Source organism: Streptomyces nigrescens, assembly GCF_027626975.1.
Lineage (GTDB): Bacteria > Actinomycetota > Actinomycetes > Streptomycetales > Streptomycetaceae > Streptomyces > Streptomyces nigrescens.
The window spans coordinates 4643875-4666011 of the sequence record NZ_CP114203.1 but is presented as its reverse complement, the minus strand read 5'-3'; the positions used below and the strand labels follow the sequence as shown (position 1 = coordinate 4666011).

Annotated in this window: 23 protein-coding genes and 1 pseudogene; 17 read left to right on the top strand and 7 right to left on the bottom strand. The window is 70.4% G+C overall.

Annotated features, from left to right (window positions below; genetic code table 11):
• The first annotated feature begins 116 nt into the window (after positions 1 to 116).
• The 4 genes from STRNI_RS20825 (at position 117) to STRNI_RS20810 (ending at position 3968) form a co-directional block, all read left to right on the top strand.
• Positions 117 to 1469: an SGNH/GDSL hydrolase family protein gene (locus STRNI_RS20825; RefSeq protein WP_274737150.1), complete on the top strand. Its 1353-nt coding sequence runs from the start codon at positions 117 to 119 to the stop codon at positions 1467 to 1469.
• Between the two features lie 278 nt (positions 1470 to 1747).
• Positions 1748 to 2227, top strand: coding sequence for a LysM peptidoglycan-binding domain-containing protein (locus tag STRNI_RS20820; protein ID WP_018093466.1), 480 nt, complete (start codon positions 1748 to 1750; stop codon positions 2225 to 2227).
• Positions 2228 to 2520: 293 nt separating this feature from the next.
• The gene (locus STRNI_RS20815) at positions 2521 to 3045 is read left to right on the top strand and encodes a GNAT family N-acetyltransferase (RefSeq protein WP_277413296.1); all 525 of its coding nucleotides are present in this window, start codon (positions 2521 to 2523) and stop codon (positions 3043 to 3045) included.
• A 164-nt stretch (positions 3046 to 3209) separates the two neighbouring features.
• Positions 3210 to 3968 carry a class I SAM-dependent methyltransferase gene (locus STRNI_RS20810; protein WP_274737152.1) on the top strand — a complete coding sequence of 253 codons (759 nt, stop codon included), beginning with the start codon at positions 3210 to 3212 and terminating at the stop codon, positions 3966 to 3968.
• Between the two features lie 151 nt (positions 3969 to 4119).
• Here the strand turns inward: STRNI_RS20810 and STRNI_RS20805 are convergent, their stop codons facing one another.
• Positions 4120 to 5094 (bottom strand): bifunctional DNA primase/polymerase, encoded by a 975-nt coding sequence (locus tag STRNI_RS20805; protein ID WP_277411785.1) that lies wholly within the window; start codon positions 5092 to 5094, stop codon positions 4120 to 4122.
• Between the two features lie 450 nt (positions 5095 to 5544).
• Between STRNI_RS20805 and STRNI_RS20800 the strand changes: the two genes are divergently transcribed.
• From STRNI_RS20800 to STRNI_RS20775, 6 genes and pseudogenes are all read left to right on the top strand, one after another.
• Entirely contained in the window at positions 5545 to 5853 is a 309-nt protein-coding gene (locus tag STRNI_RS20800; RefSeq protein WP_018093470.1) for a hypothetical protein, read from the top strand.
• 364 nt (positions 5854 to 6217) lie between these two features.
• Positions 6218 to 7555 carry an acyl-CoA dehydrogenase family protein gene (locus STRNI_RS20795; RefSeq protein ID WP_159487276.1) on the top strand — a complete coding sequence of 446 codons (1338 nt, stop codon included), beginning with the start codon at positions 6218 to 6220 and terminating at the stop codon, positions 7553 to 7555.
• Positions 7552 to 8835 (top strand): bifunctional MaoC family dehydratase N-terminal/OB-fold nucleic acid binding domain-containing protein, encoded by a 1284-nt coding sequence (locus STRNI_RS20790; protein ID WP_277411784.1) that lies wholly within the window; start codon positions 7552 to 7554, stop codon positions 8833 to 8835. The genes STRNI_RS20795 and STRNI_RS20790 overlap by 4 nt, the downstream gene beginning before the upstream one ends.
• 1 nt (position 8836) lies before the next feature.
• Positions 8837 to 10055, top strand: a pseudogene (locus STRNI_RS20785) (acyl-CoA dehydrogenase family protein); the annotation flags it as partial.
• A 104-nt stretch (positions 10056 to 10159) separates the two neighbouring features.
• Positions 10160 to 10552, top strand: a complete 393-nt coding sequence (locus STRNI_RS20780; protein ID WP_127155309.1) for a MaoC family dehydratase — start codon at positions 10160 to 10162, stop codon at positions 10550 to 10552.
• On the top strand, positions 10549 to 11718 hold the full coding sequence (locus tag STRNI_RS20775) for a lipid-transfer protein (protein ID WP_277411783.1): 1170 nt from the start codon (positions 10549 to 10551) through the stop codon (positions 11716 to 11718). The genes STRNI_RS20780 and STRNI_RS20775 overlap by 4 nt, the downstream gene beginning before the upstream one ends.
• Positions 11719 to 11724: 6 nt before the next feature.
• Here STRNI_RS20775 and STRNI_RS20770 read toward each other — a convergent pair whose 3' ends face one another.
• Together STRNI_RS20770 and STRNI_RS20765 are read right to left on the bottom strand one after the other, a co-directional pair.
• Positions 11725 to 12237 (bottom strand): DUF6640 family protein, encoded by a 513-nt coding sequence (locus STRNI_RS20770; RefSeq protein ID WP_274737157.1) that lies wholly within the window; start codon positions 12235 to 12237, stop codon positions 11725 to 11727.
• Between the two features lie 106 nt (positions 12238 to 12343).
• Positions 12344 to 12829, bottom strand: a complete 486-nt coding sequence (locus STRNI_RS20765) for a luciferase domain-containing protein (protein ID WP_277411782.1) — start codon at positions 12827 to 12829, stop codon at positions 12344 to 12346.
• A gap of 249 nt (positions 12830 to 13078) precedes the next feature.
• Between STRNI_RS20765 and STRNI_RS20760 the strand changes: the two genes are divergently transcribed.
• From STRNI_RS20760 to STRNI_RS20745, 4 genes are all read left to right on the top strand, one after another.
• Complete coding sequence (locus tag STRNI_RS20760; RefSeq protein WP_159487268.1) at positions 13079 to 13462, top strand: winged helix-turn-helix transcriptional regulator; 384 nt, start codon at positions 13079 to 13081, stop codon at positions 13460 to 13462.
• Positions 13463 to 13639: 177 nt separating this feature from the next.
• On the top strand, positions 13640 to 14176 hold the full coding sequence (locus STRNI_RS20755) for a SigE family RNA polymerase sigma factor (protein WP_026170340.1): 537 nt from the start codon (positions 13640 to 13642) through the stop codon (positions 14174 to 14176).
• A gap of 219 nt (positions 14177 to 14395) precedes the next feature.
• Entirely contained in the window at positions 14396 to 15550 is a 1155-nt protein-coding gene (locus STRNI_RS20750) for a methyltransferase domain-containing protein (protein ID WP_277411781.1), read from the top strand.
• A 178-nt stretch (positions 15551 to 15728) separates the two neighbouring features.
• On the top strand, positions 15729 to 16097 hold the full coding sequence (locus tag STRNI_RS20745; RefSeq protein ID WP_018093478.1) for a peptidase inhibitor family I36 protein: 369 nt from the start codon (positions 15729 to 15731) through the stop codon (positions 16095 to 16097).
• Between the two features lie 148 nt (positions 16098 to 16245).
• On the opposite strand, the gene STRNI_RS20740 is transcribed toward STRNI_RS20745, so the two are convergent.
• Positions 16246 to 17094 (bottom strand): helix-turn-helix domain-containing protein, encoded by an 849-nt coding sequence (locus STRNI_RS20740; RefSeq protein WP_277411780.1) that lies wholly within the window; start codon positions 17092 to 17094, stop codon positions 16246 to 16248.
• A 49-nt stretch (positions 17095 to 17143) separates the two neighbouring features.
• Between STRNI_RS20740 and STRNI_RS20735 the strand changes: the two genes are divergently transcribed.
• Positions 17144 to 17515 (top strand): cupin domain-containing protein, encoded by a 372-nt coding sequence (locus STRNI_RS20735; protein ID WP_274737166.1) that lies wholly within the window; start codon positions 17144 to 17146, stop codon positions 17513 to 17515.
• Position 17516: 1 nt separating this feature from the next.
• On the opposite strand, the gene STRNI_RS20730 is transcribed toward STRNI_RS20735, so the two are convergent.
• Both STRNI_RS20730 and STRNI_RS20725 read right to left on the bottom strand, forming a co-directional pair.
• The gene (locus STRNI_RS20730; protein WP_277411779.1) at positions 17517 to 17843 is read right to left on the bottom strand and encodes a DUF397 domain-containing protein; all 327 of its coding nucleotides are present in this window, start codon (positions 17841 to 17843) and stop codon (positions 17517 to 17519) included.
• Positions 17840 to 18688, bottom strand: coding sequence for a helix-turn-helix domain-containing protein (locus STRNI_RS20725; protein WP_093641613.1), 849 nt, complete (start codon positions 18686 to 18688; stop codon positions 17840 to 17842). The genes STRNI_RS20730 and STRNI_RS20725 overlap by 4 nt, the downstream gene beginning before the upstream one ends.
• A gap of 111 nt (positions 18689 to 18799) precedes the next feature.
• Between STRNI_RS20725 and STRNI_RS20720 the strand changes: the two genes are divergently transcribed.
• A complete protein-coding gene (locus STRNI_RS20720) occupies positions 18800 to 19210 on the top strand; it encodes an ATP-binding protein (RefSeq protein WP_159487262.1) in 411 nt (136 codons plus the stop codon).
• A gap of 1334 nt (positions 19211 to 20544) precedes the next feature.
• On the opposite strand, the gene STRNI_RS20710 is transcribed toward STRNI_RS20720, so the two are convergent.
• Positions 20545 to 21024, bottom strand: coding sequence for an OsmC family protein (locus STRNI_RS20710; protein ID WP_148590189.1), 480 nt, complete (start codon positions 21022 to 21024; stop codon positions 20545 to 20547).
• Between the two features lie 113 nt (positions 21025 to 21137).
• On the opposite strand from STRNI_RS20710, the gene STRNI_RS20705 reads away from it, so the two are divergent.
• Positions 21138 to 21692, top strand: a complete 555-nt coding sequence (locus STRNI_RS20705; protein WP_277413295.1) for a YciI family protein — start codon at positions 21138 to 21140, stop codon at positions 21690 to 21692.
• Positions 21693 to 22137 lie beyond the last annotated feature (445 nt).

The window sequence follows — 22137 nt, the reverse complement described above, 5'->3', positions numbered from 1 at the left end:
TGGGGGGCCTCGGGCCGGGGTGAGACTGCGGAGGCGCGTCGGGGGAGCGGCTGAAGTCGGCTTGCTGTGGTGGGCGAACGGCGCGCATCTGCTGATGACGTGAAGGTGGGCGGCCCATGGGTTTCTTTCAGTTCGTTCCGGCCCGGCGTGTGGTGCCTCTGGTGGGGATGGCGATGGTGATGGCGCTCGTGGGGGCAGGGGGAGCGGCGGGCGGGGGCGGTGGTGCTGCGGATGCCGCGACTGATGCGGATGCCGTGGCTGATGCGCATGCCGCGGGGCCGCGGGCGGCCCGTTGGACGGAGGTGTGGGGGGCTGCGGTGCAGCAGCCCGTCGAGGGGGACGTGGATGACGTTCCGAACTGGTCGGGGAAGGGCTTTCGGCAGCAGTCGGTTCGTCAGGTCGTCCGGGTCAGTGCGGGTGGGGCCCGGGTGCGGATCAGGCTGTCCAACCGGTTCGGTAAGGCGCCGCTGCGGGTGGACGGTGCGGTGATCGCGCGGTCCGGGGGAGGGGCGCAGGCTTGGCCCGGGACCACGCGGAAGGTGACCTTTCGGCACTCCGGTCGACACTCGGCTTCGACGGTGATCCCGGCCGGCGGTGAGGCGGTCGGCGATGCGGTGAGGCTGTCCACGTCCCCGCTGGAGAATCTGGTCGTCACTCTCTACTTCGCCGGGGCGACCGGGCCGGCCACTTTTCACCGGGTCGGGTTGACGACGTCCTATCGGGCCGCCGGGAATCACCTCAATGATGTGCTGGCCAAGGCTTATCGTCAGTCCTCGGAGTCCTCCTACTTTCTCAGTGGGGTCGATGTGTCGGGGCCGTTCCGGGAGCGGCGGAACACGGTGGTGGCGTTGGGGGATTCGGCCACCGATGGGGTGGGGTCCACGCCGGAGGCTCATGGCGGCTTTACGGACGGCCTTGCCGAGCGGCTGGTTGCCGCCCGCCGGAACGTCGGTGTGGTCAATGCCGGCATTGCCGGAAACATGCTGTTGACCAGCAGTTCCTGCTTCGGCGAGAAGGGCGTCACGCGGTTTCGGCGGGACGTCCTGGACCGGCCGGGGGTGCGTACGGTGATTGTCGAGCTGGGGGCCAATGATGTCGGGGCCAACTGGGCCACGGGTCCCTGCTTCCCGTCGTCGCACAAGCCGGTCTCGGCGCGCCAGATCGCCGAGGGCTATCGGGCGTTGATCCGCGCGGCGCACGGGCGGGGGATCAAGGTCATCGGGGCCACCATGGTGCCGCTGAAGGGGTATCCGGGCTACTCCGCCAAGGTCGAGCGGCTCCGTGCGCAGGTCAACCACTGGATCCGCACCAGCGGGGCCTATGACGCGGTCGTCGACTTCGACAAGGCCTTGGCTGACCCGGCCCATCCGGACCGGCCGCGTCCGGGCTATGTCTACGAGGACGGGCTGCACCCCAACGACGCCGGCTACCAGGCCATTGCCAACGCCTTTGATCTCGGGGAACTTTGACGGAGTGTCCGGGTGTCAGGGTCGGTACCCGGTGCCGGGCATGGAGATGTCCGGCACCCAGCCGCCCGAGTTGGTTTATTGGGCCACTTTTTATTGAGGCACCCTTTCCTTTCCTTTCCTTTCGTTGCGTTGCGGTGGTGTCGTGTGCGCCGAGATTTCGGCATGCCGGTGGTGGGCTCCGGCGGTAAAATGACCCCGGTGAAGTTGGGAGTTGGGGCTTCAGTGGCTGCTGTGGGGAAAACGTGCGGGCGCTTGGAAAGGCTTCTAGCGTGAGTGTCATGGGCACTCAACAGACAACACAGGACAAGTACTACGTCGTGATTGCCGGTGACACGCTTTCCGGGATCGCCTCTCGCTTCCATACCACTGTGAAGCAGCTTCAGATCTGGAACAAAATTTCAGATCCCAACGTCATCAAGGTAGGACAGCGGCTGATTGTCGCCAAGGCTTCGACGGGAGAGCCGCAGCCCGGCGATCCCAGCTTCGTTCCGTTCCCCGGTGGTGAGTGGTTCAAGACGCTGCCGACCAGCCCGATCATCCAGATGATGGGGCTGCGCCTGGTGGAGGAAGGGTGCGGCTCCCCTTACGGGTTCAGCGGGCCCGGGCCCAAGTGGAATGACAAGCACCGTCAGGCCTATGCCTCCTTCCAGCGCGCCCTGGGGTACTCGGGCTCGGACGCGGACGGCTGGCCGGGGCGGAAGTCCTGGGACCAGCTGCGTGTTCCGTTCCCGGAGGAGGACTACGGCGCCGCTGAGTGAGACTGGCCGGTGCGCCGGTGCGCCGGTGTGGCGCCCGGTCCGGCTGGTCGGCCGGTCAACTCGCATTGCATTGCGTTGCATTGCATTGCGTGAAAGTGGAATCCCTGTCTTGTGGCTGCCGGGGAATGTGGCGGCTGCGGGCCGGGGATTGCCGGATTGTCGTGGGGGTGGGGTGGGCATGGGGATTGCCGTGGGGCGGGAGTGCTGTGGGGTGGCGCGGTAAAATGGTGGAATCCGGAATTACCTTTCAGGTGTGATGCGGAAAGTGGGCAGTGGTCACGGTGGGTGCGCGGATGGTGGGGGAAATGGGCGGGGTCCGGCGGGGGGTTGTGGTGATCCGGCGCGCCGAGGGGCGGGATGCCAAACGGCTCACTCGGCTGGTGCGGAGTTCTCGCGCCTATGAAGGGCGGTATTCCTCGATGGTCGAGGGGTACCGGGTGGGGCCGGACTACATCGAAGCGCATCGGGTGTTTGTCGCCGTGGAGGAGGGGGGCGACGGTGCGGGCGCGGGTGAGCGGGATTCTGAGCGGGTGTTGGGGTTCTATGCGCTCATGGTGGAGCCGGCCGAGCTGGACCTGATGTTTGTGGCGGACCATGCGCAGGGGTACGGCATCGGGCGTCGGCTGGTTGAGCACATGCGGGAGGAGGCGTGGCGCGCCGGGCTCGACAGCGTGCGGGTGGTGTCGCATCCGCCTGCCGAAGGGTTCTACTGCAGCATGGGTGCCCGGCCGGTCGGAATGGTGCCGGCGAATCCGCCTGCGGTGATGTGGGACCGGCCGGAGCTCGCCTTCCTGGTGGGGCCCGGCGGGGAGAGTTGATCCTGTGATCGCGGGGTCTGGCAGGGCGCGGACCTGGGCGTGAGGGCGTGAGGGCCCGAGGGCGTGAGGGCCCGAGGGGTGGTCGCCGGGTGGCAGGCTTCGGGCAGGGCGACGTAAGGCGTAAATCGTTGGCCAGGCAGGTCTTTTGCGGTGATTGTGTGAGTATGACGCGATCATTTGAGGAGCTGGTGGCCGAGGCCGAGGCCGTATCGGTCGAGGGGTGGGACTTCTCGTGGCTGGCGGGGCGAGCCACGGAGGAGCGGCCCTCGTGGGGATATCAGCGGGCGATGAGTGAGCGGTTGGCGCGTGCGTCGGCGGCGTTGGACATCCAGACGGGCGGCGGTGAGGTGCTCGCCGGGGCGGCGAAGCTGCCGCCGGTGACGGTGGCCACGGAGTCCTGGCCGCCGAATGTCGCCAAGGCCACCGCGTTGTTGCATCCGCTCGGCGCGGTGGTGGTGGCCGATGCGGACGAGCCGCCGCTGCCGTTCGCCGATGAGGCCTTCGACCTGGTGACGAGCCGTCATCCGGTGACCGTGTGGTGGGAGGAGATCGCCCGGGTGCTGCGGCCCGGCGGCACCTACTTCTCCCAGCAGGTCGGTCCGGCCAGTGTGTTCGAGCTGGTGGAGTACTTCCTGGGGCCGCAGCCGGAGCACATTCGGCGGGGCCGTCATCCCGAGGACGCGCGCCGGGCGGCGGAGGCCGCGGGTCTTGAGGTGGTCGACCTGCGTGCGGAGTCACTGCGGACCGAGTTCTTCGACATCGGGGCGGTCATCTACTTCCTGCGGAAGGTGGTGTGGATGGTGCCCGGCTTCACGGTCGCGCAATACCGGGACCGGTTGCGGGAGTTGGATGAGCTGATCCGCAGGGAGGGGCCCTTTGTGGCGCAGACGACCCGGTTTCTGATCGAGGCGCGGAAGGCCTGAGTCTCTTCGGTCCGTTTGTTCCGGCCGTCTCCTCGGTCGGTCTGTTCGGGCTGCCTCTTCGGTCCGTCTGTTCGGGACGTCTCTTCGGTCCATCTGTTCTGGACGTCTCTTCAGGCTGTCTGTTCTGGCCGTGCCGCCGGACGACCACCCCCTACCGGCGGCGGGCTGCCGAGGCGATCGTGGCGCGGGCCTCGTCTGCGGACAGGCCGGTGTGGCGGGCGGCCTCCGTCAGCCTGGCGGCGAGTTCCTGGCCGAGGCCGGACTCCTCGGCGCGGCAGGCGGCCCAGAAGAGGCGGGCATTGCGCTGGCCGGGCGGGGACGCCCGTACGAACCGTATGAGCGCAGCGGCGGGCTGGGGCGGGACGCCGTACGGCGGCTCACGGTGGGTGGTCGGGGGCGGGGCCGTGAGGAGCCTGAGCAGGGTGGCCGGCACGGGGGCGGGGCGGCGTGGTGTGTCCGGTGCAAGGACATACCGGCCGTGGGTGGTGAGTGAGCCGGGGCCGACGAGATAGCCGCCCGTGCCGCGGACGTCGATGCCGGGGGCGAGCCGGCCGACCGAATTCGATACGGGCGGGGACGGCGGGCCGGTGAACCAGAGGTGGCGGCCGCCGCTGGGGGTCAGGACCGTGACGGTCGGCGGGACCGGGAAGTCGTGCTGTTCGGCGACGAACCGGAGGGCGGTCAGGCCGTCGGCGCCGTTCTTGGTGTCGAGGTCGATGCCGATGAGGTGGTGCGGGGGCCGTCCGCAGGCGATGCCGTAGCCGGTGGCCCACGGCGCGGCGGCGAACATCCGGCGGACGGCGAGCGGGTCGGTATGCGCGTCGTGGACGCCGTGGCCGAGTCGGCCGCAGGCGCCGCGGCAGGGCGGGACCTCGGGGTGCCCGCGGTGCGGGGATCGGAGGGCGGGGAGCTTGCTGCGGGTCAGCGGGATGACGGGGTAGCCGGCCTCGGCGGCGAGGAGTGCCTGGGCGAGAGCGGTGGCGGGCGCGTCCGCCGTGGGCCGGGCGAAGCGCAGGTCGGCCCACGGGTTGGGCTGCGGGCCGGCCCCTGGGGCGGGGCGGCCGCCGGCCCAGGGATCGGGCGGGTGGTCGGTCGGTGTTCCGGCATGGCGGCGGTGCATGGCCATGGCTCCATTTTCGTACGAATGTTCGATGAAGGGAAGGGGGGCGTGTGTGCAGTGGCCCGCGCACCGGTTCGTCCGTGCGCCGGGTGGGGCTCGTCGGCCGTGCCGTGGGCGGGCCCCAGGCGGGGGCGGGCATCGGTGTGGGGGTGTGACCGGGGTGACGGATGCGACGGGGGTTTACCCGGGGTTCCTCATGCTTGCGGGGGAATCGCTGCTTCGCGACGGGTTCACCGGGGATTCGTGGGCAAGGCTGAGTTCGCGACGTCGAGGCAAGCATCGCGGTGGTCGGCCAACTTCCCGATGAGTAAGCGGAGTTCAGCAATTCGTATCCGGATCGAGCAAGGCGGACCGGCCAGGTGGACCGGCTAGGCAGGCCGGCCAGGCAGACCGGCAAGCGGGCTCAGCAAGCCCGCAGGCCAAAACCAGAAGTCGTGTTCCGTAGGAGGAAGAGACATGGCAAGCATCCGTACTGCCCGCGTCATCGCCGTGGCCGGCGCGCTGCCCTTTGCGGCCGCGCTTTTCACCGGCGTGGCGCAGGCCGACAACGGCGGCTTTGCGACCAGCGGGTCGAGCTCGGCGGCGACGAGCCAGACGGGGACCGGTGTCGGCGGCGACAACCTCGGCAACTCGACCACCGGGCAGCAGGTCGCCAACGGCGCCGGCGCCTCCAACCAGAACAACACCGCGAGCGTGAACGGCACGTCCGGCCCCACGGAGATCCACCAGACCAACGCCACCGTCACCTTCAACAACCCCGGGTGATCCGGTTCAACAACCTCGGGTGATCCGGTTGAAAAACCTCGGGTGATCCGGCCCGCCGCGCAGGGCGCGGTGGCCGGCCGGCAGGGGAGGTCTGGCAGGGGAGCCGGTAGGGGAGAGTCGACAGGGCAGGGCCGACAGGGGGGGGGAGCTGGCAGGGGAGAGCTGAGAGGGGAGAGCCGGCAGGGGAGGGCTGGCAGGGGAGACGTCAGGGCCGGCACGGAGAGAATGGGGCTTCTCCGGGGTTCACTGCGCCGACCTTGACAGCGAGCGGGTTTCTGACGGACAGTCAGAAACCCGCTCGCTCGTTCGTATGCCCGGACCCAGCGCACCGGGTGTACGGCCACCAGAAGGGGAGGCCGCCGACGTGCACCTCGCCCCCACCGCGCACCAGGAGCGACTGCGCACCGCACTCCGTTCGTACTTCCGGGAGGTAATGCCGGACGGGCCGGTCGAGGACGCTGCGGCGCAGCGGGCGGTACTGCGCCGGATCGGCGCCGACGGCATGCTGGGCCTGGGCTGGCCGACCGCGTACGGAGGGCAGGGCCGCGGCCCCGACGAGCAGTTCGTCTTCTTCGACGAGGCGTACCGCGCGGGCGCCCCGGTCTCGATGGTCACCCTCAACACCGTCGGCCCGACGCTGATGAAGTACGGCACCCAGCAGCAGAAGGACTACTTCCTGCCGCGCATCCTCAGTGGCGAGCTCGTCTTCGCGATCGGTTATACGGAGCCCGAGGCCGGCACGGACCTCGCCGCCCTCCGCACCCGCGCGGTGAAGCAGCCGGGCGACGCCCCCGAGGGCGCCGGGCCAGGCGGTGCCCCCGAGGGCGCCCAGTCAGGCGGTGCCCCCGAGAGTGCCCGGCCAGGTGGGGCCGCCGAGGGTGCCCAGTCAGGCGGTGCCCCTGAGGGTGCCCGGCCAGGTGGTGCCCCCGAGGGTGCCTGGCCAGTGGGTGCCCCCGAGGGTGCCCACTGGCTGATCAACGGCAGCAAGAGCTTCACCAGCAACGCCCACCAGGCCGACTGGATCTGGCTCGCCTGCCGCACCGACCCCGACGCGCCCAAGCACCGGGGCATCTCGATCATCCTTGTGCCCACCGACGCCCCCGGCTTCTCGTGGACGCCGATCGAGACCGTCGGCGGGCTCACGACCACCGCCACGTACTACGACGGCATCCGCGTCCCGGCCGGGAACCTCGTCGGTGAGGAGAACGCCGGCTGGCAGCTGATCACCAATCAGCTCAACCATGAACGCGTCGCGTTGGCCGCCATCGGCATGCAGGCCGAGGACGCTTTCGAGGCGGCGCTGGCGTACGCCCGTACGCCGGACCGGGAGACCGGTGAGCGGCCCGCCGACCGCCCCTGGGTACGGACCCGGCTCGCCGAGGCGCACGCCCGGCTGGCCGCCACCCGGCTGCTGAACTGGCGGCTGGTCGGCGACGTGGGCGCCGGGACGCTCAGCCCCGGCGACGCCAGCGGCGTCAAGTTCGCGGGAACGGAGAGCACCGTCGAGGTCTACCGGATGTGCCAGGAAGTGGCCGGCGACGCGGCCCTGGTACGGGCCGGTTCGCCGGGCGGCTTCGGGGACGGGGAGCTGGAGCGGATGAACCGTGCGGCGCAGATCAACACCTTCGGGGGCGGAGTGAGCGAGGTCCAGCGGGAGATCGTCGCGACGATGCGGCTGGGGATGCGGAGGGGGCGGCGATGAGCGGGGTGGTCGGGGCGAGTGGGGCGGTCGGGGCGAGTGGGGTGAGCGGGGCGAGAGGGGCGTCTCCTGAGGGGGCGACGGCGGCCGGGCGGCCCGGCGACGGTCCTCCCCCTGACCTCACACACGAGCGGCTCAAGGCCTATGAGGGCAGGCCGACCGCGGCCGCCGGTGTGGGGAAGGACCTGGTCAACGAGCCGATGATCCGGCACTGGTGCGAGGCCGTGGGTGACACCCATCCCGCCTACCGGGGACCGGACGCCATCGCCCCGCCGACCATGCTGCAGGCCTGGACGATGGGCGGCCTCTCGGGCCACGCGGACCGCTCGGGTGCGTACGACGAACTGTCCCGGCTGCTGGACAGCGCCGGGTACACCTCCATCGTGGCCACCGACTGCGAGCAGGAGTATCTGCGGCCGCTGCGGCCCGGTGACCGGATCACCTTCGACTCGGTGATCGAATCGGTGTCGGAGCGCAAGACCACGAAGCTGGGCACCGGGCACTTCATCACGACGCGGATGGACATCCGCGCGGACGGCGAGCCCGCCGGGACGCATCGCTTCCGCGTCCTCAAGTACGCCCCGGCGGCACGGCTCCCCAAGACGGCTGAGCGGCCGCAGGCGACGGAGCCGGCCCAAGCGGTCGAGCGGCCGCAGGCGACGGAGCCGTCCCGGGCGGCCGAGCAGCGCACAGCGGCTGAACAGCGCAAAGCGGCTGAGCAACACATGTCCGCAGCGGCCGAGCACCGCAAGACGCCCGAGCGGCGCACCCCGCGGCGCCCCCGCCCCGTCATCAACCGCGACAACGCCGGCTTCTGGGAGGGCGTCCGCGGGCACCGGCTGCTGATCCAGCGCTGCACGGGCTGCCGGACGCTGCGCTTCCCCTGGCTGCCGGGGTGCAACGCCTGCGGGTCGCCCGACTGGGACACCGTCGAGGCGAGCGGCGCGGGAACGGTCTTCTCCTACGTCGTGATGCACCATCCGCCCTTCCCCGCCTTCACGGTGCCCGACCAGCCGGCCGACGGGGCGGGTCCCAACGCGGCGGCGGCCCCGGGCGCGGCAGGCTCCGACGCGGCAGGCCCCGACGCAGCAGACCCCGGCGCGGCGAGCCCCTACGCGGTCGGGTTGATCGAGCTGGCGGAGGGGGTGCGGATGGTCAGCAATATCGTCGGCATCCCCTACGACAAGGTGCGGATAGGGATGCCCGTACGGCTCGAATTCCTGCGTGCGGACGAGGAGTTGGAGCTGCCGGTCTTCCGGGTGGCCGAGGGTGGTGAGGGGTGAGATGGACTTCACGCCCACGCCGGAGCAGACGGCGGCCCGTGAGCTGGCCGCGGAGATCTTCGGCGATCTGTCCACACCGGAGCGCCTCGCCGCGGGCGGCAGCGGCACCGACGCCGGACTGTGGAAGGCGCTGTGCGCGGCCGGTCTGCCGGGCGCCGCGGAGGAGACCGGCCTGCTCGGCCTCGTCCTGATGCTGGAGGAGCAGGGCCGTACGACGGCGCAGGTGCCGTTCGCCGCGACCTGCGTGTACGGCCTGCTGGCGGTCGGCGCGCACGGCAGCGCGGCGCAGCGGGCGCGGCTGCTGCCGGCGCTGCGGGCCGGTGACGCGGTCGCCACCGGGGCCTTTCCGGCGCGGCGCGGCGGCGTACGGGCCGAGGAGGCGGCGGACGGGACGGGGCGGCTGACCGGCGTCGTCCCCGTGGTGCCGTGGTTGCGCGCGGCCACCCATGTCCTGGTGCCGGACGGGGACACACGGACGCTGTGGCTCGTACGCCCCGACGACGCCGGGGCGCGGCGGGACCCGGTCGAGACCACCGCTCCGTGGTCGGCGGGCCGCCTCACCCTGGACGGCGCCCCCGCCGAACGCCTGGGCCACGACGCCGAGGCCCCGGCCCACGATGCCGAGGCCCCGGCCCACGACGCCCAGCCCCTCGCCCGCGACGCCCAGGCCTCAGCCAACGACGCCCAGGCCCCGGCCCAGCACGCCCAGGCCCCCGCCCGCACCACCCAGACCCCCGCCCCCGCCAGCCCCACCGACCCCATCCACCCCGACCCCTACACCGACACCCTGACCCTCGCCCGCACCGCCTTCGCCGGTCTCCAGGCAGGCGTCTGTGCCGGTTCCCTGGCCCGTGCGGTGTCCCACACCACCACCCGCGAACAGTTCGGCCGCCCGCTCTCCACGAACCAGGGCGTGCTGCTGCGCGCCGCCGACGCCCACATGGACATCGAGGCCATCCGGCTCACCGCCTACGAGGCGGCCTGGCGCCGGGACGCGGGCCTGGACGCCGGGCCGCATGCGCTGACCGCCGCCTGGTGGGCGTCCGAGGCGGGCACCCGTGTGGTGCACACCGGCCAGCATCTGCACGGCGGTATCGGCGCCGACGTCGACCACCCCGTCCACCGGCACTTCCTCTGGGGCAGACAGCTCGCCGGATATCTGGGCTCGGGAGCCGAAGCCCTGGAGGAACTGGGGGAGTTGCTCACCGGGGAGCGCTCGACGCCGGCCGCCCGCCCGGACGAGCCGCCCCGGGCCAGCCGACCCGGACCACCCGCCCGGACCAGCCGCCCCGGACCAGCCGACCCGGACCCGGACGGAGGCCCCATGAAAGCCGGTGACGAGCTCCCCACCCTCACCATCCCCCTCACCCGCACCCTGATCGTCGCCGGAGCGCTCGCCTCCCGCGACTACCAGGACGTGCACCACGACGCCGAGGCGGCCCGCGCGAAGGGGTCCCCGGAGATCTTCATGAACATCCTCACCACCAACGGGCTGGTCGGCCGCTACATCACCGACCACTTCGGCCCCCGCTGCACCCTGCGCAAGGTTGCCATCCGCCTGGGCGCCCCCAACTACCCGGGAGACACCATGGTGTTGAGCGGAACCATCACCGAGGTGACGGACGGTGCGGCGGTGGTGCGGGTCGTCGGAGCGAACGGCATCGGCCACCACGTCACCGGCACGGTGACCGTGGGCCTCCCGGAGGGCACGGTATGAGCGTCCACCGCCCCGACTCCCTCGGTGGCCGGGCCGCCATCGCCGGCATCGGCGCGACCGAGTTCTCCAAGGACTCCGGCCGCAGCGAACTGCAGCTCGCCGTCGAGGCCGTACGCGCCGCCCTCGACGACGCCGGGCTGACCCCCGCCGACGTCGACGGGCTGGTCACCTTCACCATGGACACCAACCCCGAGATCACCGTCGCCCAGGCGGCCGGCATCGGCGAGCTCTCGTTCTTCTCCCGGGTCCACTACGGAGGCGGCGCGGCCTGCGCCACCGTCCAGCAGGCGGCCCTCGCGGTCGCCACCGGAATCGCCGAAGTCGTCGTCTGCTACCGCGCGTTCAACGAGCGCTCCGGCCGCCGCTTCGGCTCCGGCGTACAGCAGCGGGAGCCTTCCGCCGAGGGCGCGGCGCTCGGCTGGAACCTCCCCTTCGGCCTGCTCACCCCCGCCTCCTGGGTCGCCATGGCCGCCCAGCGCTACCTGCACACCTACGGGCTGGCCCCGGACGCCTTCGGCCCGGTCGCGGTGACCGACCGCCGCCACGCCGCCCGCAATCCGGCGGCGTACTTCTACAACAAGCCCATCACCCTCGCCGACCACGCAGCCTCCCGCTGGATCGTGGAGCCACTACGGCTGCTGGACTGCTGCCAGGAGACGGACGGTGCCCAGGCGATCGTGGTGACCTCGCCCGAGAGGGCCCGTGCGCTGCCCCGCCCGCCGGCGCTGATCACGGCCGCGGCACAGGGCGCGGGCCGCGCCCAGGAGCAGATGACCAGCTTCTACCGCGACGGTCTGACCGGTCTCCCCGAGATGAACGTGGTCGCCCGCCAGCTCTGGCGGACCGCCGGTCTCACCCCCGCCGATATCGACGTCGCGATCCTCTACGACCACTTCACCCCCTTCGTGCTGATGCAGCTGGAGGAGTTCGGCTTCTGTGCGCCCGGCGAGGCCTCGGACTTCGTCGCCGCGGACACCCTCCCCCTGAACACCCACGGCGGCCAGCTCGGCGAGGCCTACCTGCACGGCATGAACGGCATCGCCGAGGCCGTCCGCCAGCTCCGCGGCACCTCCGTCAACCAGGCGGGCACCCCCGCACATGTGCTGGTCACCGCGGGTACGGGGGTGCCGACGTCGGGGCTGGTACTCGGCGCGGACGTTGTGTGACCGTCGTCATCCGTCTTCCGGACGGCCCTGCGTCAGCCCCGGACGGCCGGGAGGCAGCGCCGGGCGGCTCAGCGCCACCGCGGCCGCGATGAGGCCGAGCATGACGATCTCGATGACGGCCTGCACGGGCAGCCCCATGACGTGCATGTCCGGTGTGTCGAAGGGGTGGTCGAAGTACGCCGCCCCGGGGTAGAGGATGGCCGCTGCCTGGCTGACCCAGTAGAGACCGGCGAATCCGGTGGCGGCGTAGAGGTGGGAGCGGGCGTCACCGCGCCGGCGCCACACGAAGAACAGGGTGGCCACGGCGAGCAGGGTGCCCATCGCCATTGTCTGGCCGTTGTGGAACTTGGCGTGCGGGGGCCAGAGCGGATTCAGTACGTGGGTTTCGTTCCAGTCGGCGACATACGGCGAGATCCCGGTGAAGACCGCGACCACAGTGAGCAGCACCTTTCCGGCCGTCGCCCGGGTCTTGGTGCCCTGCCCGCTATGGGAGGCGCGTTCGGTGGAGTTGCTGGACATCGGTAAAGCCTTTCTTTTCAAGGGAGTTGAGGAGGTGCGGCCTGGGTGGGTGAGGACTGGTCCGGCGCCCGCGCCCGCGCCGGTGCCGCCGCTGCCGCTGCCGGTGTCAAACCGCGGCAGTGGCGGCCGGTTCATGACCGGTCGCATAGCGGTAGGAGGCGCCGATGACCTTCTTGGCCACCGCCAGCTCCGCCTCGTCGCGCGGGGCGTAGAGCATGACGACGTTGATGCCGAGGTGGGAGAGCGGGTGCCGCTCGCCCCACCCGGAGGCGAGGAAGGCGGCGTGGTCGGCCGGGTCCAGGGCCAGGTGCAGACTGCCGTCGGCATGCAGATGCGCGAACTCCGCGTCGCCTCGCGGCGGCAGGAGACGGGCCCCCTCGGCCGGTGCGACACCGTCGAGGAACACCGCCCAGCTGCTCGGGGCGGAGATCTCGCTGCGGCCCGTGATGATGTGCGGCAGCCTGGCGGCCATCCACCGCCGCAGTTCTTCCCTGATCCGGGGCGGGCTGGTCTGGGTGAACTGGAGGTGCGGGACCTCGGGCCCCGTCTCGGGCCGGTCGCCTGCCCGCTCGGGGAGTGCTGGGAGAGTCATGGTGCTGCTCCGGAGAGTCATGGTGCTGCTCCTTCGTAGGGCGTCGCGCGCCTAAGCCTCAGGCGGCGGTCGTGCGGCGGTCCGGCCGGTACCGGGTCCGGCCGGTACCGGGTCCGGCCGGTACCGGCTCGCTCTCCCTCCACGCTACTTTCCTCGGTATAGTGGTTACCTTCAGGAAAGTGCCTTGAGGTAAGTGCCTTCGGGAAAGTGCCCTGCGCCCATGGCGGGCCGGGCGGATCAGGAGGGATCATGACGGGGCCGAACGAGCAGCCGTGTCCGATCAATCCGGTGGTTGACCTGCTGTTCAGCCGCTGGACCACACCGATCGTGTGGGTGCTCGAACACCACGGACGGCTGCGCTTCAACGAGTTGCAGCGACTGGTGCCGTCCATCACCCCTAAGGTCCTCACCCAGCGACTGCGTCAGCTGGAGCGCGACGGACTGGTGGTCCGCACCTACCACGCGGAGATCCCGCCCAGGGTGGAGTACGAGATCAGCGATCTGGGCCGCACCCTGGTCCCGGTCTTCCAGACCCTCCACGGCTGGTCGCAGTCCCACCTTCCGCAGGTCATCGCCGCACGTCAGGCGTATGACACCGCGCGGGAGGAAGAGGCGGCCTGGGCCGAGGGCTGAGGCGGGGCAGCCCGACGGAAGGTCATCCGCCGCAGGCCGCGTTCGCCTTTGTCCCCTGTCACCCGGAGTCCCCCCTGAGGAGGTGAGGCAGGCCCCACCCGTACAACTTGAGGCGGATAGGGCTTCGGCACCTGGGGGCGATCCCTTTACCCCACCCTCGCTCTTAGCGTGGTGCCCATGACCACGCCTGTGTGCACCAGCGCTTCGACCGCCGCTGTGTTCCCGACGTTCTCGTCCTATGTACGGGCCCGGGGGCCGGTCCTGCTGCGCACCGCGCGGTCGCTGTCACCCAACCCGAACGACGCCGAGGACCTCCTCCAGACGGCGCTGACCAAGACCTATGTGGCCTGGGACCGTATCGAGGACCACCGCGCCCTGGACGGCTATGTCCGTCGCGCGCTGATCAACACCCGCACCTCCCAGTGGCGCAAGCGCAAGGTCGAGGAATTCGCCGTCGACGAGATGCCGGAGCCGGACCCGCTGCCGGGTCCCGACCCGGCCGAACTCCAGGGACTGCGCGACGCGATGTGGCGCGCGGTGATGCGACTGCCCGCCCGCCAGCGGGCCATGGTCGTCCTCAGGTATTACGAGGACCTGAGCGAGGCCCAGACCGCCGAGGTCATGGAGGTCTCCATTGGCACCGTCAAGAGCGCCGTCTCCCGCGCCCTGGCCAAACTCCGGGAAGACCCGGAACTGGCGATGCTCTCGTCCTGATCCGGACGCGTAGTGCGGCCCGATGGAGTGCGCCCGGCAAATGCGCCCTTACCGCACTTCTCCGGCCGGCCCTACGCTCTCCGTAGCTCTGCACTGACAGACGAAGGAGGGCGAAGTGGGCAAGCATCGCAGCCCGATTGGAGATGACGGACAGCAGCCGGGGCGGCCGATCCCACCCGAGCCTGAGCCGACTCCACCGCCGAAGCCCGAGCAGGCTCGTTGACCTCGTCCCCGGTGCCGGACGAAGCCATCGGCGATCTGCTGGACCAGATCGCCGAGCAGCTCGGCTTCCCCGTCCCCGCTCACCTGCGCGCTGCCCTGGACGCCGTACCCCGCCACCTTTTCCTGCCGCCCACGCTGTGGTTGCGCGACGGGAACGGCGGCTACGAGCCGTGTGACCGGGAGAGCGACCCCGACCGCTGGTGGCGCGCCGCATACCGCGACGCCCCTCTCGTCACCCAGTTCACCGAGGGGCCCGACGGCGACCGTGTCCCGTCCTCCTCCGCGTCGATGCCCAGCGTGGTCGTCCGGATGCTGATGGCGCTCGACGCGCGGGCGGAGCACTCGGTGCTGGAGATCGGTACCGGCACCGGGTTCAACGCGGCCTTGCTCGCCTTCCTCTGCGGCGCGGGGAACGTGACCTCTCTCGATGTCGACCCCGGGCTGACGAGCCGCGCACGGCGGGCGCTGCAGGCCAGTGGGCAGCAGCCGGACGTGGTGTGTGCGGACGGCGCGGGCGGCTGGCGGCCGAACGCTCCCTACGACCGGATCATCGCCACCTGCTCCGTCCGCACCGTGCCACTCCCTTGGCTGGAGCAGACCGTGACCGGCGGTCTCCTCGTCATCCCGTGGGACACCCCCTGGTGCAACTTCGGGACGCTCATCGCCACGAAGCAGGCGGACGGGACCGCCGAGGGTGTGCTCGCTCCCTACGGGGCGTTCATGCTGATGCGGGCCCAGCGGGTCGATGTCGAGCTGCACCGCGACGTACTGCGTGACGGCCAGAATCCCGCTCTGTCGGTCACGGAGCTGTCCCCCTGGTCGGTTGCCGGGACGGACCTCGATGCGCAGCTGCACATCGGCCTCCGGGTGCCGGGGACGTGGCACGCGTGGGACGCCGAGGTGGGAGCGGCGCATACGCGGCTGTGGCTGGCCGATGACGAGGCGACGAGTTGGGCCGCAGTGGACTACGACGGCCGGCAGCTGTCGACGTTCGCGGTCGCTCAGTACGGCCCCAGGAGGCTGTGGGACGAGGTGGTCCATGCGTACGAGGGGTACGTGGCCGCCGGCCGCCCGGGAGTGGCACGGCACAGGCTGCGGATTTCCCCTGACGGTGACGGTCCGGGGACCCGCCACCATGTGTCCCTGAGCTGAGGGCCGGGCACCGACCCGTGTGGTGTGAGGCGTCTTCGTCGCGGACGAGGCGCCTCGTCGCCGGTGTCTGCCACCTCGGCCACCCAAGGGTGACGCAGGCCACATGATCCGCCGTCATACGGGAGCGCTCCGGGATTCGGGTGCCGGGTGACAGTCCACACGACAGAAGGAGAAAGCAATGCGCAACCGTCGTCTGCGGACCGGTGCCGTACTGTCCGCCGCGGCCGCCAGCGTGCTGACCCTTGGCCTCGCGACCAGCGCTCAGGCGTCGTCCGGCGACGCGGCCCCGAGCGAGGCACGGGCCAAGGCCGCCTGCCCGGTCGACAATGTGTGCTTCTTCCCCGAGCCCGACTTCCGCGGGACCCCGTCGAACGTCAACCCGGCGAACATGCCGATATGTGGTGCGACCCCGAACATCGCCAAGTCGGTCGTCAACCACACCGGCGAGGTCTACTCGTTCTACGACCACGAGAAGTGCGGTGGCGCGAAGGTGACCCTCAGCCCGGGGCAGGAGAACCCCAACCTCACCGCTGTCAGCTGGCGCTGAGGCGACACCCCCTACGTGGCTGACGGGTCGGGCCCGGTTTCGGTCGGACCGACGCCAAGAGCGCAACGGAACAACCGGAGTCCCGCGACTAGCGCTGGTCGCGGGACTCCGCGGTGTGAACGCCAGGGGCGGGGCCGATTGACGTTGGTCAGGGGCGCCGTCGTGTGGCCGCGTAGCGCGACGGGGTGGTGCCCACGTGCCGGGTGAAGTGCCGGTGCAGATGGGCTTGGTCGTGGAAGCCCACGGTGGCCGCGACCTCCGCCGGACGCCGGCCGTCGAGCAGGAGTCCACGGGCCCGCTCGATGCGCTTTCCGGTCAGGTAGGTGTGCGGCGGCAGGCCGTAGGTCTGCTTGAAGCAGCGGATCAGATGTGTGGGGTGGGCGTGCAGGACGGCGGCCGCCTCCTGCAGTGAGATACCGGTCGGCAGACGGGAGTCCAGGAGATCCCGCAGTGCGGCGGCCAGCTGGTTCGCCTCCCGGCCCGGCGTACGCGGCGGCTGGAGCGCGGCCAGGTGGAAGAGCAGCCGCTCCCGGATGAAGGACAGCCGGGATTCGGCTTCGAACTCCTCGCCTGTGTGCACAGCGGCTACGTGCCCCTCGTCCCGGTGGCCCAGGGACGTGTGCAACTGGTGGATGCGATGGCGCAGCAGCTCGTCGCCGAAGACCGGGCCGTCCACCGCCCGCCCGGTCAGTTCCTCGGGAAGCACGGTCGCGTCGAGGTAGAGCACGCGCTTGCGGAACCCGGCCGCGGTGACCGTCCTGCCGTCGTGGGCGACACCGGGCGGCAGCAGTACGACCGTGCCGCTGCCGGCCGCGCCATGACGGTGGCGGTCACAGGCGAAGTCGACCGCCCCGTCATTGAGGATCATCAGGGCCCAGGTGTCATGGGTGTGGGACGGATACGCGTGCTCGGTGAAGTGCGCGTGGAAGACCTCGGCGATTCCCGGCACGGTCGGGCGCCAGGCGCTGATCGTCGTACGGGGCGGGCCGTCTGTCATGCCAGGAACGTACAAGACCGCCGGATGCCGGGCACGGCAGTCTCAAGGCATGAACAATTCTCCCGTTCCCGTCAATATCGCCGACAAGCTCGCGCAGTTCAGTGACCTGTGGTCGCAGAAGAAGATCGCCCAACTCAACGACTACGAGGTCAAACTCGCCAAGCTGAAGGGCGAATTCGTCTGGCACAAGCACGACGACACCGACGAACTGTTCCTGGTCATCAGCGGCCGGCTCACCCTCCAGCTCAGGGACGGCGACGTGACGCTCGGACCCGGCGAGCTGTACGTGGTCCCGCAGGGCGTCGAGCACTGCCCGGTGGCGGACGAGGAGACCGCCATCCTGCTCTTCGAACCGGTCGGTACGCCCAATACGGGCGACGCGGGAGGGTCGAGGACCAAGGCGCCCGAGACCCTCTCCTGACTCAGCCCTCGGCGGCGGCGTACGCGACGAAGTCGGCCCAGGCGGACGGCCGGAGGTGCAACTGGGGCCCGTCGGGGTTCTTGGAGTCGCGGATGTGGATGGTGGAGGGGGTGGGGGCGACTTCGAGGCAGTCGTGGCCGTTACTGCTGTCGCTGTGGCTGCTCTTCTGCCAGCCGACCTCAAGGCAGTCGTCGCGCTCGTTGCTGTTGCTGTAGCTGCTCTTCTGCCAGGCGACTTCGAGGCACTCATTGCCGTTGCCCTGGCCGCTGTAGCTGCTCTTGGTCCACTCCAGCTCGGAAACGTCTCCGGCAGAGGGCTTGAGGGTCATGTCTCTCCCAGCGCTTTCTCGATGAAGGCCAGTGACTCCCGGGGCGTGAGAGCCTGCGCCCGGATGATGCCATACCGCAGTTCGAGGATCCGGGTCTCTTTCGGGCCGGAGATCAGGCGGCTGCTGAACTGGTCATCGGGGCGCCCCACTACTGAACCGTCCCCGAATTTCAGAATCTCGATCTCACCGCCCATCCCGGCATGGTCGTCGAGGTTCGTCGGCATCACCTGGATCTCGACGTTCCGCAACTGACCTACCTCCAACAGGTGTTCGAGTTGTCGTCGCAGGACCATTGTGCCTCCGATGGGGCGGCGCAGTGTCACTTCTTCCTGGACGAACATGAGCGCCGGCGCAGGGGTCCGGGCGAAGATCGACTGACGAGCCATGCGCGCGGCCACCTCGCGTTCTACTTTGTCCGGCGAGTAGGCAGGGCGTCGCATCTCGAACAATGCGTGCGCGTACTCCTTCGTCTGTAACAGGCCGTGCAGGTTGTGATTGCCGTAGGCGCCCAGTTCGACGACCTCGGCTTCCCACCTCGTCAGGTCGCGAATCCTCTTCGGGTACCTGGCCCGCTCCACGTCCTTCTTCATCGCGGCGATCTTGCCGCCCGCGCCCAGCACTTCATCGGCCTTGTCGAGAAGCTCGGGGCGGGGAATACGCACGCCACGCTCGATCTTGTAGATCAGGTTCTCCCCGTACCCGACGGCCGCCCCGAACTCAGCCGGACGCATCCCCGCCGCCTCCCGCCACATTTTGAGCTGGCGCCCGACCGTCTCAACAGCCGCCTGCGCGTCGTCTTCCGGGTCGAGTTCCCAACCCCCGTCTTCCGCACCGTCAACACTCATCCACTTCCACCTCCTGGACAGCGGGGACGCCTCTGGACAACCCGTGGACATCACCATGAGTACTGGCGTCATCACTATTCAGCGTAAGCACGCGCGATCACGCTGAGTGACATGAATCAGGAAATCGCCGAGTACAAGCTCCAGTTCAAGGTCCAGCTGTCCGCCACCCGCCGGGGCGCCCGTCTGGCGCGACTGCTGGCGACAGAGGAGCTGCGGTCCTGGGGCCTGCCGTTCGAGTCCCCGGCTCATGTCATCGCCGAGTTGGCCACGAACGCCGCCACGCACGGGCGTGTACCGGGCCGGGACTTCCGTCTCGCCGTGCTGTCTGACGCGGACACGCTCCGTATCGAGGTGACGGATGCACGTGGCGACCGGCTTCCGGCCCGGCACGTCCAGGGCGTACGGGACTCGGGCCACGGCCTGGTGGTGGTCGACGCCCTCGCCGACCGCTGGGGTACCTGTCGGGGCCCGTTCCCCTGCAAGACGGTGTGGGCGGAATTCGACCTGCCGATGTGGGGCTGATGGGGCGGCCGGACGCCCGTCAACCGGCGGCCGGAAAGCCGGACGCCGGTGCACCGCGCGCCGGGGTTTCGGCCCGTAAAAGACCTCATAACCCCAGGTACAGAAACCGACCCAACCCAGCCCAACCGACCCCGACGGGTCGCGTCGTCACTCACGCGGGTGATCCCCGACCGGAAGACTCGCTTCCGCAGCCCCCGCCCGTGCACGCTCGGCAACAACACCCCCGAAAACCCGCACACATGCGACGGCCCCCGGCCGGGACTGGCATCCCGATCGAGGGCCTGACCAACGAGGAAGACGGACCTTCCTGATGGCTGAACAGCAGCTTAATGCGCCCGCGCGCGACGGGTACGAGATTCGCCGATCCCCGGGCCAGTCCCCGTCCGGCGTCCGCCAGGTCACCGAATTCCAAGACCCCGGCTACACGATCGTCGGCAACCACCTCACCCAGCATCGTTCGCTGTCGGGCCTGGCGATCGGGCTCGCCGCCCACATCCAGTCGCTGCCCGAGGGCGCGCCGGTCGACATCCGTACGCTCGCCAGGCGGTTCCCCGAGGGGCGGGACCGGATCGCTGCCGCCTTACGGGAGTTGGAGGCGTACGGCTATCTCGAACGGGTCCGGCGGCGTACGGACGACGGGCGGGTGGTCACGCTCACGCTCTCGTACAACAACCCGCAGGCCACCCGCGCCCGCCGCGCCCGCGAGGCCGCCGAGCAGGCCAAACGCCGCACCGCCGTCGCACCGCCCTGCCCTTCGCCGGACCCGGCCCGCACCCCCACCCCGGCCCGCACTCCCACTCCGGCCCGTACACCCACTCCGGCCCGTACACCCACTCCGCCCCCGAACCCTCCCCGCGTACGAACCAGCCCTCGCCCGGTACGAACCGAGGCTCCCCGCGTACGAGCCGAGCCCCCGCCGCCACCGCCCGAGCCCCGCACCCACGCACACCACACCCCGGCCGCAGCCCTCCTCGCGAACCTCCGGCGGGACGATCCCCGACTGCTGCTCTCCGTACGCGACATCCAGCGCCTCACCCCGCCCGTCGCCGCCTGGCTGGAACGCGGGGCCACCCCCGACGCCGTACGCAGCGCCCTGACCACCGGCCTGCCACCGACCCTGCGCCATCCGGCGGCCCTGCTGGCCCACCGCCTCACGGAGTCCTTGCCCCCACCCCTCCCCACGGCGCCGCCTGCCGCGCCCGGGGCCCCGGTCCCACCGCCGCTCCAGACCTGCGACGGCTGCGACCGCGCCTTCCGCGCCCCGACCCCGGGCCGCTGCCGCGACTGCCGCCGGTCGGCGGCAGCGGAGAGATCCCTTGCTAGACCTACTGGAGCTACTGGACCCGGATGACCGGCTCGTGCCGGATGGGGAAGTTCACCGAGCGGGCGATGAAGCACACCGCGTGCACGTCGCCGTGCAGGGCGCGAGCCGTGTCCACCATCGACGGCTCGGCGACGGTCACCTCGGGGCGCAGTACGACCTCGGTGATCTGTCCTCCGCCGCCGTGCGCGTCCATGGTCATGACCCCGTGGGCGCGGTCCTCGTAGTCGACGACGGTCACTCCGCCGGCGGCGCAGAGGTGGAGGTACCAGAGCATGTGGCACTGCGCGACCGAGGCCACGAGCAGTTCCTCGGGATTCCAGCGGGAGGCGTCGCCGCGGAAGGCCGGATCGGAGGAAGCGGCGATCGGAGTCTTTCCGGTTCCCGTTGCGAGGATTTCATGGTCGCGGCTGAAGGAGCGGTAGGTATCCGTGCCCGTGCCGAGGTTGCCGGTCCATTCGATCGCTACGTCGTAGGTGTGCGTCTCAGTCATGTGGCCAGGGTAGGAAGGGTGGAGCTCACGGTCACGGTCACCCAGGGCCAACTCAACGCAGCGGGTGTGCCGTTGGCGGCGAGGTGCGCGGGGTGTTGATGAAGACTGCGGGCATGGAATTCTTCTGTTACCACCGCGACCGGTCCGACTCCCTGGCGCTCCGTGACGAGCTGCTGGAAGAGCACTGGTCCTACATGGACGGGTACGCGGCGGAGATGATCGCCCGCGGCCCGACCCTCACCGGCGACGGTGAGGTGCCCACCGGCAGTGTGCACATCGTCGACCTTCCGGATGCCGCCGCCGCCCGCGCGTTCGCCTTCGACGAGCCCGGCTATCAGGCGGGTGTGTACCGGGAGGTGATGCTGCGTCGGTGGCGCAACCTGCTGGGGCGCACCATGTGGGATTTCCCCGGCGGCCCGGACGAGGGGAACCGGTATCTGGTGCTCGGCCTGGGTGCCGGGCAGCCCGTTGACCTCGTCGTACCGCCCATACCCGCCCAGGACGAGTTGATCGCGTACGGGCCGCTGCTGTCCGACGACGGGGCCGCCTGGCTGGGTACGGCGGCGCTGGTGCGGGCGCCGGACGCGGACACGGCACGCGCCGTCCTCACCCCGGACCGGTACGCCGACATCGACGTGCACCGCTGGCAGTTCGGCGGACGGTCGTAGTCGTGAAGCGGGGCGTCGCCGGATGGTGCGCACGGCAGGGAATGACCGTCCCCGGGCGCGGCGCCCCACCCCGCGCTTCGCAACTTTCCCGCGGCCGCAGATATTTGGACATTGAGTATCAGTCCGCCGAAAGGCGAACATCAACTGCCGCATGCGAGTTTCACAAAATCGTCAAGCTCAAGATCCGCTCAACTGGGTTTCCCGAGGCGCATACCGGCAAGTACGTTCTTGGTGGCAAAGAGAGCGCGGTATCTGACCCATACCCGCTCTGAATAAAGAAGTTGAATCGGGGAAATTCAATGAAGAGCCTTGTCTCAGGTGCGATGTCGGCCGTCATGCTGGGAGGCATCGTCCTCGCCAGTGGCACCGGCGTGGCCCACGCCGATTCGAATCCGCGGCCCGCGGTTCGGTCGAGCATGGTGAACCCCATCGAAGAAGCCCGTTC

What these genes read in the sequence shown, in the direction of transcription:
- STRNI_RS20735 (WP_274737166.1), top strand. Translation starts at nt 17,144, where the DNA reads ATGAACAATTCTCCCGTTCCCGTCAATATCGCCGACAAGCTCGCGCAG.
- STRNI_RS20820 (WP_018093466.1), top strand. Translation starts at nt 1,748, where the DNA reads ATGGGCACTCAACAGACAACACAGGACAAGTACTACGTCGTGATTGCC.
- STRNI_RS20705 (WP_277413295.1), top strand. Translation starts at nt 21,138, where the DNA reads ATGGAATTCTTCTGTTACCACCGCGACCGGTCCGACTCCCTGGCGCTC.
- STRNI_RS20780 (WP_127155309.1), top strand. Translation starts at nt 10,160, where the DNA reads ATGAAAGCCGGTGACGAGCTCCCCACCCTCACCATCCCCCTCACCCGC.
- STRNI_RS20725 (WP_093641613.1), bottom strand. Translation starts at nt 18,688, where the DNA reads ATGAGTGTTGACGGTGCGGAAGACGGGGGTTGGGAACTCGACCCGGAA.
- STRNI_RS20825 (WP_274737150.1), top strand. Translation starts at nt 117, where the DNA reads ATGGGTTTCTTTCAGTTCGTTCCGGCCCGGCGTGTGGTGCCTCTGGTG.
- STRNI_RS20760 (WP_159487268.1), top strand. Translation starts at nt 13,079, where the DNA reads ATGACGGGGCCGAACGAGCAGCCGTGTCCGATCAATCCGGTGGTTGAC.
- STRNI_RS20740 (WP_277411780.1), bottom strand. Translation starts at nt 17,094, where the DNA reads ATGACAGACGGCCCGCCCCGTACGACGATCAGCGCCTGGCGCCCGACC.
- STRNI_RS20815 (WP_277413296.1), top strand. Translation starts at nt 2,521, where the DNA reads ATGGTGGGGGAAATGGGCGGGGTCCGGCGGGGGGTTGTGGTGATCCGG.
- STRNI_RS20755 (WP_026170340.1), top strand. Translation starts at nt 13,640, where the DNA reads ATGACCACGCCTGTGTGCACCAGCGCTTCGACCGCCGCTGTGTTCCCG.
- STRNI_RS20810 (WP_274737152.1), top strand. Translation starts at nt 3,210, where the DNA reads ATGACGCGATCATTTGAGGAGCTGGTGGCCGAGGCCGAGGCCGTATCG.
- STRNI_RS20790 (WP_277411784.1), top strand. Translation starts at nt 7,552, where the DNA reads ATGAGCGGGGTGGTCGGGGCGAGTGGGGCGGTCGGGGCGAGTGGGGTG.
- STRNI_RS20800 (WP_018093470.1), top strand. Translation starts at nt 5,545, where the DNA reads ATGGCAAGCATCCGTACTGCCCGCGTCATCGCCGTGGCCGGCGCGCTG.
- STRNI_RS20720 (WP_159487262.1), top strand. Translation starts at nt 18,800, where the DNA reads ATGAATCAGGAAATCGCCGAGTACAAGCTCCAGTTCAAGGTCCAGCTG.
- STRNI_RS20775 (WP_277411783.1), top strand. Translation starts at nt 10,549, where the DNA reads ATGAGCGTCCACCGCCCCGACTCCCTCGGTGGCCGGGCCGCCATCGCC.
- STRNI_RS20745 (WP_018093478.1), top strand. Translation starts at nt 15,729, where the DNA reads ATGCGCAACCGTCGTCTGCGGACCGGTGCCGTACTGTCCGCCGCGGCC.
- STRNI_RS20710 (WP_148590189.1), bottom strand. Translation starts at nt 21,024, where the DNA reads ATGACTGAGACGCACACCTACGACGTAGCGATCGAATGGACCGGCAAC.
- STRNI_RS20730 (WP_277411779.1), bottom strand. Translation starts at nt 17,843, where the DNA reads ATGACCCTCAAGCCCTCTGCCGGAGACGTTTCCGAGCTGGAGTGGACC.
- STRNI_RS20770 (WP_274737157.1), bottom strand. Translation starts at nt 12,237, where the DNA reads ATGTCCAGCAACTCCACCGAACGCGCCTCCCATAGCGGGCAGGGCACC.
- STRNI_RS20805 (WP_277411785.1), bottom strand. Translation starts at nt 5,094, where the DNA reads ATGGCCATGCACCGCCGCCATGCCGGAACACCGACCGACCACCCGCCC.
- STRNI_RS20765 (WP_277411782.1), bottom strand. Translation starts at nt 12,829, where the DNA reads ATGACTCTCCCAGCACTCCCCGAGCGGGCAGGCGACCGGCCCGAGACG.